This is a genomic window from Cloacibacterium rupense (genome assembly GCF_014645495.1).
Classification (GTDB): domain Bacteria; phylum Bacteroidota; class Bacteroidia; order Flavobacteriales; family Weeksellaceae; genus Cloacibacterium; species Cloacibacterium rupense.
Map to the genome: position 1 here is coordinate 19741 of NZ_BMLV01000001.1, position 13044 is coordinate 32784.

A 13044-nucleotide genomic window follows, 5' to 3' on the forward strand; every position below is an offset into this window, starting at 1 on the left:
AGATTTAACTTTATATTCTGTTAAAAAATTATGAATAATGCAAAATGTTTTTGATGCTAAAGATGCACAGCAGTACATTGATAGAATTAATCTGCTAACACCAGAAACTCAAAGAAAATGGGGGAAAATGACTGTCGATCAAGTTCTAGCCCATCTAAATGTAGCTTATGATTTAACTTTCTACCCCGAAAAATTCCCCAAACCAAGTTTTATTGCAAAATTTTTACTTTCAAGATTTGTAAAACCAAAAATCACCAATGAAATTCCGTATAAACAAAGCTTACCTACAAGTCCAGCTTTTATTATAGCTAATGAAAGAAATTTTGATGAAGAAAAAGCAAAATTAATCGGAAACATTCAAAGAGTGCAACAACTAGGTAGAGACGCTTTCGAAGGCAAAGAAAATATTAATTTTGGGAAAATGACAGCTCAAGATTGGAACAATATGTACGCCAAACACCTTAATCATCATTTATCTCAATTTGGAGTTTAAATTTTAGGCGAAAAAATAACTAATCCTAATTTTGCAATTTTTAATGTTATGAAAAAATTGAATTTATTTCTTCTGTTAATTTCTAGTTTTGTGTTTTCGCAAGGTATTGACGATAAGAAAGATATGAATCTAGATTTAGGAGCGTTTTCTATAAGCCTTAAAGTAAATGATATCAAAAAATCTTTTGAATTTTACAAGAAATTAGGCTTTACTTTCAAAGGTGGAAATATAGACGAAAACTGGGTGATTCTTAATAATGGAAATACTGTAATTGGTTTGTTTCAGGGACATATTGATGGGAATACACTTACCTTTAATCCAGGTTGGGATCAATCTGCTCAAAATGTCAATCCTTTCATGGATGTAAGAGAAATTCAGAAAAAATTAAAAACTAAAGATATTAAAATTGAAAAAGAAGCCAATGAAATGTCTAAAGGACCAGAATATATCATTCTAAAAGATCCAGATGGAAATACCATCTTAATTGACCAACATAGATAAAATTTACAAAACCTATTCAAAAATTATGGCAACAGTCAACATATATTTAGTATTCAACGGTAATTGTGAAGAAGCATTCCAATTTTATAAAAATGCTTTTGGCGGAGATTTTGAAATGCTTTCGAAATTCGGAGAAATGCCTCCTCAAGAAGGTCAAGAACTTACGGATGAAGACAAACAAAAAATTATGCACGTGAAATTTCCGATAAGTGCAGAAACCGTTTTGTATGGGAGTGATTCTTTAACACCAGAACAGCAAGTTACCTTCGGTAATAATTTCTCCATTTCTATCAACGCAAATTCAAAAGAGGAAGCCAATTCTTTGTTCAATAAACTTTCTTATGGAGGAAGCATAACCATGCCTTTGCAAGATACATTTTGGGGAGCTTATTTCGGAATGTGGACCGATCAATTCGGAATTAATTGGATGGTGAACTATGATGACCCTGATAAAACTCAGCAACATTAGTATATTAATTTTTTGTAAATTTGATATGAATTAATTGTTAAATCTCTAAAAATATAACGCCATGCACGAGAATGTTAAAATCAGCGTAAAAGTGAATGCACCAGTAGACAAAGTTTGGAATGCATTAACTAACAAAGAGCAAATGAAAAATTGGTATTTTGATATACCAGATTTCGAACTAAAAGAAGGTAATGCATTCAATTTTTTTGAGCCAGGTGAAGAGAGAAAATTTCATCATCATTGTGAAATAGCAGAAGTAGTTCCGCATGAAAAATTTAAACATTCTTGGACTTATCCAGATGTTACCAAAGAAAAAACCATTGTAAAATGGGAGCTGAAGCCAGAGCATGAAGGTACTATAGTAACCCTTACCCACAAAGGTTTAGAAAACTTTCATCATCTAGGAGAAGATTTTTATCCAGAAAGTTTCAGAAAAGGCTGGGAAGATATCGTAGGAAAATCTCTGAAAGAATTCGTAGAAAATTAATTTTTTATAAAATTTTCAAAAATAAAAGCATCATTTTTAGTAAATGGTGCTTTTTTTGTAGTTTTGACGTAAATTTTTAAAATAAATGAAAAAATCATTTTTTATAGGCTTTTTTGCACTGCTTATTTTGGCTTCTTGTAACAAAGATGAAAAAGTTTTGAATTCTCTGAATGAATACAACACTGCAATGGAAACCAAAGGGTATCATTTCGGTGACAAAATAGATTTCCCGAAAGAAGTAACTGAAAATGCAGAAAGCATCAGCATTAGTTTTGGAGACAAAGAAACCAGTGATTTGGTAATAGACCCAAAATTTTTCACTTTAGGAGATAATGCAGTAACCATTAATATTACAAGAGATGGCAAAATTCTTTCTCAGGATGCTACCATTAATGTATTTGCTAAAAATCCTGAAAAAAATTATTCTTACGAAATAGTAGCAGAATACCCGCATGATTCTAAAAATTTTGTTCAAGGATTTCAATTAGAAGGAAATACAATTTATGAAAGTGATGGGCAAAACGGAGAGTCTAAAATTTTAAAATATACATTAGGTTCTACTGATGCTATTACATCTACTCAACAGCCTGCGGATGTTTTTTCTGAAGGTAGTACAATCGTAGGAGATAAAATATATCAATTAACTTGGCAAAACAAAAAAGGATTTGTCTACAATAAATCTGATTTGAAATTATTAAGTGAATTTCCATATCCTAATGTAATGGGAGAGGGTTGGGGGTTAACTTATGACGGTAAAAACCTAATTGCTTCTGATGGAACTAAAAATTTATACTTTTTAAATTCTTCAGCGCCTTCGAAATTAGTAAAGTATATTTCTGTGGCAGGAAATAATGAGGTTTACGACCAATTAAATGAACTAGAATATTACAAAGGATATATCTATGCAAATGTTTGGCATAAACCAATCATTCTAAAAATTGACCCTAAAACAGGCGAAGTGGTAGGGAAATTTGATTTTTCTGCAATCGCTAAAAAATATACAGACATAGATTCTGAAGCTGTCTTAAACGGAATTGCTTTCAAAGGAGAAAATATGCTGATTACTGGTAAAAATTGGGACAAAATCTACGAAGTAAAGATTAAATAGTTTTTCAACTTCTTTTAAATACAAAGCATCATTTTATGGTGCTTTTTTTGTTTAATATTTTTCAAAATTATTGACTACTTTTACTAAAATTATATTTCGAAATGTATAAAATATCCTTGTTGTTTTTTGTTTTAATTTTCACTCAATTTTTTGGTCAGAAAAATTTAGAATTAAAAGGTGTAAAAGATTTTTTAACAGACGATTATGGTAATATTTATGCTTTTAAAAACAAAGATTTTGGCTTTGTGAAATATGATTCTCTGGGTAATCAAATCGGGAAGATGATGCTGGTGAATCCCTTCAAAATTCAGAGTGCACAAAATCCTTTGAATATTGTACTTTTTTCTGAAAATGTACAAGAAATAAAGTTAATCGACCAAAACCTAAACGAGATACAAACCATCGATTTAAAACAAAAATTCGGGTCTATCAGTCAGGCTTATGTTGAAGATTTACAAAAAGTTTGGCTCATAGATGAATCCCAAAATCTACTTTTGTATTACAATTTTAGAGATGATATTTTAATGAATTCTTTCCCTATTCGTTTTAATTTAGACGGTATAAAAGATATTCTGATATATAATGGGAAATTATTTGTTTTGAGGGAAAATAGCTTTGAAGTGTATGATTTTAATTCAGAAAAATTGTCGGAATTTACTATTGAAAATGGAAAAAGATTGAGCCGAGAAAATGACGATATTTATATTGTTTCTTCACAAAAAATATATCAATTTTTTCCATCGCAAGAATTTAAAATGGTGTTTAGCAGCAGTGAAGCAAAAATTGTGGATAAAAACCATCTCCATTTTTTGGCTTTGATAGCTGACAAATTTTATCTTTACAAAATTAAATAAGAAAAGTAACTTTTGTTGGTTGCTTTTACATCTTAAATTGTGAATTTTAAATCATAAAATTATATGCACATTGCAGTAACTGGAAATATAGGCGCAGGAAAAACAACTTTAACTACGATGCTTGCTAAGCATTATAATTGGGATGCTCAGTTCGAAGATGTAGACCACAATCCTTACTTAGAAGATTTCTATGCAGACATGAATAAATGGAGTTTTGCACTCCAAATTTATTTTTTGGGTAGTAGATTTCGTCAGGTAAAGGAAATTAGAGAAAGCGGAAAAAACATTATCCAAGATAGAACCATCTATGAAGATGCCTATATTTTTGCAGAAAATTTATATGACATGAATTTACTGACAGAGAGAGATTTTAATAATTATACCTCTGTTTTTCATTTGATGAAATCTTTTGTTTCAGCACCAGATTTATTAATTTATCTAAAGTCTGATGTGCCTAATTTGGTTAAAAAAATCTATAAAAGAGGGAGAGAGTACGAAGCAAGCATCAGTATAGAATATCTTTCTAAGCTTAATGAAAAGTACGAAAAATGGATTTCTAATTACAACGAAGGTAAACTTTTGGTAATAGAAGTAGATGATTTAGATTTTGTAGATAGACCAGAAGATTTCGGCTATATTTTGGAAAAAATTGAAGCAGAATTGCACGGACTTTTTTAAAAAAACTGAAAAATAAATCCTAAAATCTGTATTAAAATGATTACAATTTTACATAACAACAGATGTGGTAAATCTAGAGCTGCTCTACAGCTTTTAGAAAGTAAAGGTATAGATTTTGAAACGAGACTTTATTTAGAAAATCCTTTGTCTGAAGTAGAAATTGAAGATTTATTAGAAAAGTTAGAACTTTCTGCTGATGACTTGATTAGAAAGAATGAAGAACTCTGGAAAGAAAAATTTTCTTCGGTGAGTTATTCACAACAAGGGTTAATTTCCATTTTAGCAAATTATCCAAAGCTATTACAAAGACCAATTGTAATTATAGGAAATAAAGCAATTATAGCCCGAGATTTAGAAAGATTAGAACAATTTTTATCTTGATAAAAAAGCGGAATTTAATCAATTCCGCTTTATTTTTGTAAAAGGTTCTCAAAAGTCTCTCCTAAAAATGGATGTTTAAACTCGAAACCTAAAGATTTTATTTTTTGATTGCTCACCCTACTTCCTTCTAAAATGATGGTTGACATTTCGCCAAGCATTAATTTAATTAAAAATCTAGGAACCGGAATTGGGATGAAAAATTTTTTAGATTTTCTAGACAATTCTTTCATAAAGTTTCTATTGCTAGGGATTTCTTCTGCTGCAGCATTGTAACAGCCATTCATTTCTTGGTTTTCTACCGCCATAACATACAATTCTACCAAATCATCTATGTGAATCCAATTCATCCATTGGTCTCCGCTTCCTATGGGTGAAGCTAGGTTGAGGTCTGTTATTTTTTTTAAAGGCTCAAAAGTACCTCCTTTTTTTGCTAAAACAGGCGATGTTCTTAGGCATATGATTCGTTCGGAAATATCATTAAAATCAAAGGCAGCTTCTTCCCAATTTTTACATAATTCTGCTAAAAAATCTAGTTTTTTGATGGGGGTATCTTCGGTTAAAATTTCGTTGCTGGTAAACGTTCCGTAGTAATTAACACCAGAAGCAGAAATAAAACTTTTGAGTTGTAAATGATGTTTTAATGCATATTTTTTTAGAAGTTTAGCGGTATCTATTCTAGAGGTGTACAGTTCTTTTTTGTAATCAGTAGTCCATCTTTTTGCAATGGTAGCTCCAGCTAAATGGATGATGCTTTCTACCCCTAAAAAAGCTTCGTCTTCGATGAAATTTTCTTGCAAATTCCACAAAAATTCATTAGGTTCATTTGTTTCTTTTCTGACAAGAATGTTCACAGAATGTCCTCTTTCGATGAGTTTTTTAACCAAAGATTTCCCGATTAAACCACTTGCTCCAGTTATTAAAATTTTCATTTTACTACAATTTTTAAATTTGAAACCAATGAACTATCATCCATCATTTATCATCCATCATCCATCAACCATCATTTATAGCATAATCACACCTTCTATTTTGGCTACTTCTTGGTAAAGTCTAATGACTTGGTCTGCGTCTAAAACAAAGCATAGAATAGAGCAACTGATGTATTTTCCGTTGCTGCTTTCTCTGGTGGTGAAAGTGTTTTTGGTTCCGTCAAATACTTTATAAATTTCCGTCAGTTTTTCCTTATCATTTAAGATAATAAATTTATAGAGGTAATCTTCTGGGAAATTATGATTTTTCTCTAAATTTACCTTTAGCGAAGCATAAAATTCTGCTTGCTCGTCAAATGGTTCGTTTCCTGTTACTTCTATCATTTTGAATTGTTTTGAGATAAAAAATCGTCTAATCTATTAGACAAGACGAATTTATAATATTTAATTTAAACTATTTTACAAAATTCATTGGATTTTGTGGACTTGTCTTTTCGTAATTTTCTATAATGTTGAAAAGCCCGTTGACCAATTGCTCTGAAGCTAGCGAGCTAAGTCCGCTAGAAGCAGTAGTGTTTGGGTTACCCGTAAGTGCGCCTAATAAGCTGTTTCCTTTGAGAGCGGTATTGATGGTTTTTACAATGCCATATTCGTTTAATTTGGCATCAACTTTTGGTGCAATAGCAGCCATCAATTGTGAACCTGCTTTTTCTCTAAGGTAGTTTGTAGCAGCTCCTTTTCCGCCGTTTGCAATTCTTTGTGCGTCTTCAGAAGTCATATTTTGAACGGTATTTACCAAAATAGGTTCTGCAATGGGAGCAATAAATGCAGCAGCATCTGCTATATATGATTTTTCTTTAGATACTAAATTGCTTAATCCGAGTTTTTCTAAAGTAGAGTTAATGCTCTTTAATTGTTCTGGCAACGCTTTGTCAATTAAACCATTTGCTAAAAAGCTATCTTTATCTTTGAAAATTCCTAAACCTTTAGTAATTCCACCAATAAGTATTTGTTTTATAACTGATAAACCAACGGTTGTAGCAACAGCTACACAAGATTGGGTAGTGGTAGCTATGGTTCCTGTAGCACCTAGAGCTAAACCAGCCATTAGAAGATATTTTTTCATAGAGTTTTTTATTGTTATAGTATCTTTTCCAAATATTGAGCCAAAGTTATTAAATTAATATAAATGAATTAGACATTAAGGTAATTAAAAACCGCTCATCAAATTTTGATGAGCGGTTTTAGTAATATGTTTAATTTTATTAAGCCTCTTCTGTTTTAGCTGCTTCAGCTACAGGAGCGTCAGAAACTACTTCGAATTCATATTCGTATTCTACGTTTCTGTGTGGTCTTACCTTAGCTGAGAATTTACCAGTTCTCTTAATAGTATTACCAGGAATTTTGATGTATTTTTTATCAACTTCTACACCAGCTTTAGCAAGAGCTTCTGCTAAGTTAGCATTATTGATAGAACCGAAAAGTTTATCACCTGTACCAGCTTTAGCTGTAATAGTAACAGGAGTAGCTTTAAGTTTTTCAATTATTGCAGTAGCTGCAGCTACTAATTTAGCTTCTTCTTCTTTTCTAGCTTCTAAAGTAGCTTCTAGAGCTGCTTTGTTTTTAGGGGTAGCAAGAAGGGCAAAACCTTGAGGAATTAAGAAATTTCTTGCATAACCAGGTTTTACGTTTACAGTATCAAACTCAAGTCCTAAGTTTTCTACATCTTTTTTTAGGATAATTTCCATTTTGTTGTCCTTTTTTAATTAAAAAGTTAGGTTTAGAATAAACTAAAACCAACAATTTATTTTTGTTAAATAATTATTTTAATAAATCTGCTACGTAAGGCATTAAAGCTAAGTGTCTAGCTCTTTTGATAGCTGCAGAAACTTTTCTTTGATATTTAAGAGAAGTACCTGTATATCTTCTTGGTAAGATTTTACCTTGTTCGTTTACGAACTGTAATAAGAAGTCAGCATCTTTATAATCTACGTGCTTAATTCCGAATTTTTTGAATCTACAATATTTCTTTTCAGATTTTGTAGTAATATCTAGTGGAGTAAGAAATTTTACTTCAGATTCGCCACCTGCTGCGGCTTGTTGTGCCATTTCGTCGATTGCCATTTTTTTAAATTTTTAAGGGTTAGAAATTAAGCTTTAGAAGATTTTAACTTCGCTCTTCTAGTTACAGCATATTCTACTGCATGTTTGTCAAGCTTAGTTGTTAAGTAACGGATAACTCTCTCGTCACGTTTGAAAGCAGTTTCAAGACCTGCTACTACAGTACCTTCACCTTTGAATTCGATCAAAGTGTAGAATCCATTCTTTTTTAATTGAATAGGATAAGCTAATTTTTTAAGACCCCAGTTTTCTCTGGTAACGATTTCGCAATTGTGCTCTTTCAAAAAGTCTTCGAATTTTTTTACTGCTTCCTCCACCTGTGCGTCAGATAGAACGGGAGTTAAAATGAAAACAGTTTCGTAATTGTTCATAGTGTTAAAAATATTTGTTAATTATTTCGAGGTGCAAAAGTAATGAATCTTTTTAAAATACACAATATTAATGCAGTAATTTGTTTGATGTGGTTTGAAATAGTTTGAAAATGGTTTAATATAGTTTGATTATTAGTTGCAATTTTGAACTTTCAATTTTTAACCTCCAACTTTTTACTTCGTACTTCTAGTTTATTTTGCTAGATTATCTATTCCTTCTTTGTCTAAGCGAAATACTGTCCATTCATCCATAGGTTTTGCCCCGAGAGATTTGTAAAACTCTATAGAAGGCGTATTCCAATCTAGAACCGCCCATTCTAATCTGCCACAATTTCTTTCTTTGGCAATTTTGGCCAGTTCTACCAAAAGTGCTTTTCCATAACCTTTTCCTCGCATTTCTGGTTCTACAAAAAGGTCTTCTAGATAAATACCAGGTTTACCAACAAACGTAGAAAAATTATGAAAATAAAGTGCAAAACCTATTGGTTTTTGGTCTTCTTCAGCAATGAGAACTTCTGCGAATTTTTTCTCAAAAATATTGGTGCGGAGTTCTTCTACAGTGGTAATAACATCGTTTTCTAATTTTTCGTAAACAGCGAGTTTGTAAATTAAATTGAAGATGGTTGGTGTATCTTCTGGTGTTGCTTTTCGGATGTGGAAGTTGGGCATGATTTAAAAATTGTTTTTTAGAAAATGAATTATTTGATTGAAATTGAATGGATTAAGATTTTTTTTATTTCTAATGATTAATTGATTATTTAATATTTCTATAGTGAAATTTTCTTTTTTGGGAATTGAATTGAAGTAATGTCTAACTTCTGGATTCAAAAAACTTCTTGCTTTGTTTTCGTTATCTGCTACAACAAAAAATCTATTACTAAATTCTTTGTCATCTCTGAAATCTATTTCTGTTTTATTGAATATTTCTAGCATTTTATCAAAAACGTTTTCTTCACGAATGAGTATTCTACCATAATTTTGTTCTAATTTTTTAATTCCTAAAATCTGATTTTCGTTATGATGAGAGTCTCCATGTCTTCCACCAATAAAATGATGTTCAATATTGATAATTAGAATTTTAAATTGAGAGTTAAAATTAATTGAGAAAAGTATTTTAATATCTGAATAATGCTGAAATGTTTCAAATTTTTTGAAATCAAAAGTAGATTCATTATCAAAAGAGATTTCATACTCATCTGAGCGTTCTGAGACAATTTCTTGCAAAATCTGTTCTTCTTGTTTGGAGATGAGATAATGATATGGCTTTTGATGTATGTGCATAGTTAATTTTTAATCAAAAATACTGATTTTTAACGAAAGCGTAACTAGCCCCGATTGCAGCGGCATCCTTTTTCTTGAAAGGGAATAAGCGAGGGCAAGAAAAAGATATAGCGAAAAGCGGGAAATAGCTACAAAAAAACCTCCGAAAAATTTCGAAGGTTGTTGTATTATAAATTTCAAAACTTCTGACTTCTGTCTTCCGTCTTTCGATTTTTTTAAATTTCCGTATTCATATCCCAATTTTGGAGATAATCATGTACGTGTTTTAGGAACATTCCGCCTAAACTTCCATCTACAACTCGATGGTCGTAAGAATGACTCATAAACATCAGTTGACGAATTGCAATTACGTCTCCGTCTTTGGTTTCTAAAACTGCTGGTTTTTTTACAATGGCGCCAATTGCCAAAATCGCAACTTGCGGCTGCGGAATGATAGGTGTTCCCATTAAATTTCCGAAACTTCCGATATTAGAAATGGTGTACGTAGCACCTTGCGTATCTTCTGGTTTTAGCTTTTTGTTTCTTGCTCTGTAAGCTAAATCGTTAATTGCTTTTGCTAAACCTGAAAGTGAAAGTTGGTCTGCATTTTTAATCACAGGAACAATGAGGTTTCCGTCTGGTAAAGCTGTTGCCATACCGATATTGATGTTTTTCTTTTTGATGATTTTATCACCATCTACAGAAATATTAATCATTGGAAAATCTTGAATCGCTTTTACCACTGCTTTCACGAAAATTGGCATGAAAGTGAGTTTCTGTCCTTCGCGTTTTTCGAAAGCATCTTTGTGTTTTGCTCTCCATTTTACCACATTGGTTACATCTGATTCTATGAAAGAGGTAACGTGTGGAGAAGTTTTTTTAGAATTTACCATTGCTTCTGCAATAATTTTTCTAACTCTATCCATCGGGATGATTTCGTCACCGCCTGAAACTGAAATGGTCTGTGGAGTACTAGGAGCAGAAATAACTTCGGAAATAGTATTTTTGATTGGTTCTGTCTTTGCTTCAATCTTAATCTCTTGATTTCCTCTATTATTAACAAATGCTAGAATGTCTTCTTTGGTAATTCTGCCATCTAAACCAGTTCCGTTGATGGATTTCAGTTCATCTTCTGAGATGTTTTCTTGTTCAACAATAGATTTTACTAAAGGAGAAAGATAGATTTCACCTGAAAATTCTTGTGGACTAGACGTTACAACTTGAAGTGGTTTTTCTAATGCTGCTACAACTTCAACTTCAATTTCTGGAGTTGGAGTTTCTTCTAAAATTGGAGTTTCTAAATTATTTTCTCCCTCACCTTCAATTTCTAAAATAGCGATAGGTTCTCCTACTTTTGCAATTTCATCTTTTTGAACTAAAATTTTAATAATTTTTCCCGAAACCGGGGTAGGAACATCAGAGTCTACCTTGTCTGTAGCAATTTCTACTACAGAATCATCTTCATTTACGGTGTCTCCCTCATTGTATAACCACGTGATTACAGTAGCCTCCATCACGCCTTCTCCCATAGATGGAAGTAATAATTTATATTCTGCCATTTTACTTTTTTAGAGTTTTTACAAATATAAAAAAAAATTGTAATTGAAGATTAATAAAAAATAGATACTTTTTTTGTGAAATTTCTAATGCTAATTTTACTATTTTTGTTGTAGAAAATTATAAAAATAATGAATATACACGTAGTTGCACTGATGAAGTTTAAAGAAAATCATCTTTTTGATGCGATAGAATTGTTAAAAAAATTAGTTTCTGAAACCAGAAAAGAAGAGGGTTGTTTACAATATGACTTGATAGAAGATAAGGAAAACAAAGGCCACTTTTTTATGGTAGAACTTTGGGAAACCGAAGAACACTTGCATAAGCATAGTGTACAAGACCATATTTTAGAATTCAGAAAAAATGCAATGCCAATGATGGAATCTCAAAATCTAGTCTATAAAGGAATGATAATCTTTTAAATATGAAAAGCGAAACTTTTATAGGTTTCGCTTTTTTATTTTTCGGGGAATTTTTTTAAATAAACCTAAGAAAGTTCTGCTTCAAAAACATCTTGAAAATGTTTTTTAATCTTTTCTTTTACTTCTTCTACATTCACCTCACGCTCTAGTTCACGTTTAAGAGAAGTGACTGCCTTATCTTTAATACCGCAAGGGATAATGTATTCGAAATATCTTAAATCGGTATTCGCATTTAAAGCAAAACCATGCATGGTAACCCATTTTGAAGTTTTTACGCCTAAAGCGCAGATTTTTCTTGCATAAGGTTTTCCTACATCTAGCCAAACACCCGTTTCGCCAGCACTTCTTTCTCCCTTTAAACCATATTCTGCAATCACTCTTATGATAACTTCTTCCAGATTTCTCATATAAAGATGAATGTCACTTTTGAAATTATCTAAATCCAAAATAGGATAACCTACAATTTGCCCAAAACCGTGATAAGTAATGTCTCCACCTCGGTTGGTTTTTACAAAAGTGGCATTTATTTCCTTTAATTTATCTTCATTGGCAAGCATATTATGCTCGTCACCAGATTTTCCTAAGGTATAAACGTGAGGATGCTCTACAAAAAGTAAATAATTTGGAGTGACTTCGTGGTCTTTTTCTTCGGGTAAATCTCTGTTTAGGGTTTTTATTTTGATGATTTCGTCCATCAAACTCTGTTGATATTCAAAAGCTTCTAAATAATTCTTTAAGCCTAATTCTTCGAATTTTACCTTTTTATTTTTTAAAGACATTTATTTTAAATTTAAGACAGCAAAAATATGAATTTTAAAAGAACTATGTAATGGATAATTTTTAAAATATTTTTAATGACATTTGGCAGGTTCAAAAATCAAAAGATTATATTAATTATATTTGTTATGAAAATATTTTTTCTTTGAAATTTTCACGGCCTTCAAATGCAATTACAAGGTTGATTTAACAACAAAAAAATAATTATCTAGTATGAAAAATATATTAACTTCTGCGATTTTTGGAACTCTGTTTTTAGTTTCTTGTTCTAAAACTGAAGCTCCAAAAAGTGAAACAAATACCATGCTTAAAGAACCTACAGAACAAGAAGTAACTGCAGCGAAAACTCCTGAAGAAGAAGGGAAAGATTTAATAGAAAAAGCGAATTGCTTAACTTGCCACAAAGAAGAAGGTAAATTGGTTGGACCTTCTTATGCAGAAGTTGCTGCAAAATATTCTGAAGCTGATATTGATATGTTAGCAGATAAGATTATCAACGGAGGCAGTGGAGTATGGGGAGATGTAATGATGACGCCGCACCCAGGTATGGATAAAGAAAATGCTAAAAAAATGGTAAAATACATTTTGACACTTAAAAAATAAACAGTTTTTTATAATTTTAACAGAAGGCAATCT

General features: G+C 31.3%; 20 protein-coding genes. 10 read left to right on the forward strand and 10 right to left on the reverse strand.

Annotated features, from left to right (window positions below; genetic code table 11):
• The first annotated feature begins 37 nt into the window (after positions 1-37).
• The 8 genes from IEW40_RS00090 (at position 38) to IEW40_RS00125 (ending at position 4971) form a co-directional block, all read left to right on the forward strand.
• A complete protein-coding gene (locus tag IEW40_RS00090; RefSeq protein WP_188616039.1) occupies positions 38-493 on the forward strand; it encodes a DUF1569 domain-containing protein in 456 nt (151 codons plus the stop codon).
• Between the two features lie 48 nt (positions 494-541).
• Positions 542-994, forward strand: coding sequence for a VOC family protein (locus tag IEW40_RS00095; RefSeq protein ID WP_308421277.1), 453 nt, complete (start codon positions 542-544; stop codon positions 992-994).
• Positions 995-1019: 25 nt separating this feature from the next.
• Complete coding sequence (locus tag IEW40_RS00100) at positions 1020-1463, forward strand: VOC family protein (protein WP_188616040.1); 444 nt, start codon at positions 1020-1022, stop codon at positions 1461-1463.
• A 61-nt stretch (positions 1464-1524) separates the two neighbouring features.
• The gene (locus IEW40_RS00105; RefSeq protein WP_188616041.1) at positions 1525-1950 is read left to right on the forward strand and encodes an SRPBCC family protein; all 426 of its coding nucleotides are present in this window, start codon (positions 1525-1527) and stop codon (positions 1948-1950) included.
• Between the two features lie 85 nt (positions 1951-2035).
• A complete protein-coding gene (locus IEW40_RS00110) occupies positions 2036-3058 on the forward strand; it encodes a glutaminyl-peptide cyclotransferase (protein ID WP_188616042.1) in 1023 nt (340 codons plus the stop codon).
• Between the two features lie 101 nt (positions 3059-3159).
• A complete protein-coding gene (locus tag IEW40_RS00115; RefSeq protein ID WP_188616043.1) occupies positions 3160-3912 on the forward strand; it encodes a hypothetical protein in 753 nt (250 codons plus the stop codon).
• Positions 3913-3975: 63 nt separating this feature from the next.
• Positions 3976-4590: a deoxynucleoside kinase gene (locus tag IEW40_RS00120; protein WP_188616044.1), complete on the forward strand. Its 615-nt coding sequence runs from the start codon at positions 3976-3978 to the stop codon at positions 4588-4590.
• A gap of 36 nt (positions 4591-4626) precedes the next feature.
• Complete coding sequence (locus IEW40_RS00125; protein WP_188616045.1) at positions 4627-4971, forward strand: ArsC/Spx/MgsR family protein; 345 nt, start codon at positions 4627-4629, stop codon at positions 4969-4971.
• 29 nt (positions 4972-5000) lie between these two features.
• Here the strand turns inward: IEW40_RS00125 and IEW40_RS00130 are convergent, their stop codons facing one another.
• The 9 genes from IEW40_RS00130 to IEW40_RS00170 all read right to left on the reverse strand — a co-directional run bounded on the left by IEW40_RS00130 (position 5001) and on the right by IEW40_RS00170 (position 11211).
• Positions 5001-5900, reverse strand: coding sequence for a TIGR01777 family oxidoreductase (locus IEW40_RS00130; RefSeq protein WP_188616046.1), 900 nt, complete (start codon positions 5898-5900; stop codon positions 5001-5003).
• A 75-nt stretch (positions 5901-5975) separates the two neighbouring features.
• Complete coding sequence (locus tag IEW40_RS00135; RefSeq protein ID WP_188616047.1) at positions 5976-6284, reverse strand: DUF493 domain-containing protein; 309 nt, start codon at positions 6282-6284, stop codon at positions 5976-5978.
• Between the two features lie 70 nt (positions 6285-6354).
• Positions 6355-7026: a DUF4197 family protein gene (locus IEW40_RS00140; RefSeq protein ID WP_188616048.1), complete on the reverse strand. Its 672-nt coding sequence runs from the start codon at positions 7024-7026 to the stop codon at positions 6355-6357.
• 139 nt (positions 7027-7165) lie between these two features.
• Positions 7166-7648, reverse strand: coding sequence for a 50S ribosomal protein L9 (gene rplI / locus IEW40_RS00145; RefSeq protein WP_188616049.1), 483 nt, complete (start codon positions 7646-7648; stop codon positions 7166-7168).
• Positions 7649-7721: 73 nt separating this feature from the next.
• A complete protein-coding gene (rpsR, locus tag IEW40_RS00150; RefSeq protein ID WP_188616050.1) occupies positions 7722-8024 on the reverse strand; it encodes a 30S ribosomal protein S18 in 303 nt (100 codons plus the stop codon).
• Between the two features lie 26 nt (positions 8025-8050).
• Complete coding sequence (rpsF, locus tag IEW40_RS00155; RefSeq protein WP_188616051.1) at positions 8051-8392, reverse strand: 30S ribosomal protein S6; 342 nt, start codon at positions 8390-8392, stop codon at positions 8051-8053.
• Positions 8393-8584: 192 nt separating this feature from the next.
• Entirely contained in the window at positions 8585-9061 is a 477-nt protein-coding gene (locus IEW40_RS00160) for a GNAT family N-acetyltransferase (RefSeq protein ID WP_188616052.1), read from the reverse strand.
• A 3-nt stretch (positions 9062-9064) separates the two neighbouring features.
• Complete coding sequence (locus IEW40_RS00165) at positions 9065-9673, reverse strand: hypothetical protein (protein WP_188616053.1); 609 nt, start codon at positions 9671-9673, stop codon at positions 9065-9067.
• A gap of 215 nt (positions 9674-9888) precedes the next feature.
• Entirely contained in the window at positions 9889-11211 is a 1323-nt protein-coding gene (locus IEW40_RS00170; protein WP_188616054.1) for a dihydrolipoamide acetyltransferase family protein, read from the reverse strand.
• 129 nt (positions 11212-11340) lie between these two features.
• On the opposite strand from IEW40_RS00170, the gene IEW40_RS00175 reads away from it, so the two are divergent.
• Complete coding sequence (locus IEW40_RS00175; RefSeq protein WP_188616055.1) at positions 11341-11631, forward strand: putative quinol monooxygenase; 291 nt, start codon at positions 11341-11343, stop codon at positions 11629-11631.
• Between the two features lie 65 nt (positions 11632-11696).
• On the opposite strand, the gene lipB is transcribed toward IEW40_RS00175, so the two are convergent.
• On the reverse strand, positions 11697-12410 hold the full coding sequence (gene lipB / locus IEW40_RS00180) for a lipoyl(octanoyl) transferase LipB (RefSeq protein WP_188616056.1): 714 nt from the start codon (positions 12408-12410) through the stop codon (positions 11697-11699).
• Positions 12411-12621: 211 nt separating this feature from the next.
• Here lipB and IEW40_RS00185 point away from each other — a divergent pair, with 211 nt between their 5' ends.
• The gene (locus tag IEW40_RS00185; RefSeq protein WP_188616057.1) at positions 12622-13011 is read left to right on the forward strand and encodes a c-type cytochrome; all 390 of its coding nucleotides are present in this window, start codon (positions 12622-12624) and stop codon (positions 13009-13011) included.
• Positions 13012-13044: the final 33 nt, after the last annotated feature.

What these genes read in the sequence shown, in the direction of transcription:
- IEW40_RS00110 (WP_188616042.1), top strand. Translation starts at nt 2,036, where the DNA reads ATGAAAAAATCATTTTTTATAGGCTTTTTTGCACTGCTTATTTTGGCT.
- IEW40_RS00115 (WP_188616043.1), top strand. Translation starts at nt 3,160, where the DNA reads ATGTATAAAATATCCTTGTTGTTTTTTGTTTTAATTTTCACTCAATTT.
- IEW40_RS00140 (WP_188616048.1), bottom strand. Translation starts at nt 7,026, where the DNA reads ATGAAAAAATATCTTCTAATGGCTGGTTTAGCTCTAGGTGCTACAGGA.
- rpsF (WP_188616051.1), bottom strand. Translation starts at nt 8,392, where the DNA reads ATGAACAATTACGAAACTGTTTTCATTTTAACTCCCGTTCTATCTGAC.
- IEW40_RS00100 (WP_188616040.1), top strand. Translation starts at nt 1,020, where the DNA reads ATGGCAACAGTCAACATATATTTAGTATTCAACGGTAATTGTGAAGAA.
- IEW40_RS00160 (WP_188616052.1), bottom strand. Translation starts at nt 9,061, where the DNA reads ATGCCCAACTTCCACATCCGAAAAGCAACACCAGAAGATACACCAACC.
- IEW40_RS00130 (WP_188616046.1), bottom strand. Translation starts at nt 5,900, where the DNA reads ATGAAAATTTTAATAACTGGAGCAAGTGGTTTAATCGGGAAATCTTTG.
- IEW40_RS00105 (WP_188616041.1), top strand. Translation starts at nt 1,525, where the DNA reads ATGCACGAGAATGTTAAAATCAGCGTAAAAGTGAATGCACCAGTAGAC.
- rpsR (WP_188616050.1), bottom strand. Translation starts at nt 8,024, where the DNA reads ATGGCAATCGACGAAATGGCACAACAAGCCGCAGCAGGTGGCGAATCT.
- IEW40_RS00135 (WP_188616047.1), bottom strand. Translation starts at nt 6,284, where the DNA reads ATGATAGAAGTAACAGGAAACGAACCATTTGACGAGCAAGCAGAATTT.
- IEW40_RS00175 (WP_188616055.1), top strand. Translation starts at nt 11,341, where the DNA reads ATGAATATACACGTAGTTGCACTGATGAAGTTTAAAGAAAATCATCTT.
- IEW40_RS00125 (WP_188616045.1), top strand. Translation starts at nt 4,627, where the DNA reads ATGATTACAATTTTACATAACAACAGATGTGGTAAATCTAGAGCTGCT.
- IEW40_RS00120 (WP_188616044.1), top strand. Translation starts at nt 3,976, where the DNA reads ATGCACATTGCAGTAACTGGAAATATAGGCGCAGGAAAAACAACTTTA.
- IEW40_RS00165 (WP_188616053.1), bottom strand. Translation starts at nt 9,673, where the DNA reads ATGCACATACATCAAAAGCCATATCATTATCTCATCTCCAAACAAGAA.
- IEW40_RS00185 (WP_188616057.1), top strand. Translation starts at nt 12,622, where the DNA reads ATGAAAAATATATTAACTTCTGCGATTTTTGGAACTCTGTTTTTAGTT.
- IEW40_RS00095 (WP_308421277.1), top strand. Translation starts at nt 542, where the DNA reads ATGAAAAAATTGAATTTATTTCTTCTGTTAATTTCTAGTTTTGTGTTT.
- IEW40_RS00090 (WP_188616039.1), top strand. Translation starts at nt 38, where the DNA reads ATGCAAAATGTTTTTGATGCTAAAGATGCACAGCAGTACATTGATAGA.
- rplI (WP_188616049.1), bottom strand. Translation starts at nt 7,648, where the DNA reads ATGGAAATTATCCTAAAAAAAGATGTAGAAAACTTAGGACTTGAGTTT.
- lipB (WP_188616056.1), bottom strand. Translation starts at nt 12,410, where the DNA reads ATGTCTTTAAAAAATAAAAAGGTAAAATTCGAAGAATTAGGCTTAAAG.
- IEW40_RS00170 (WP_188616054.1), bottom strand. Translation starts at nt 11,211, where the DNA reads ATGGCAGAATATAAATTATTACTTCCATCTATGGGAGAAGGCGTGATG.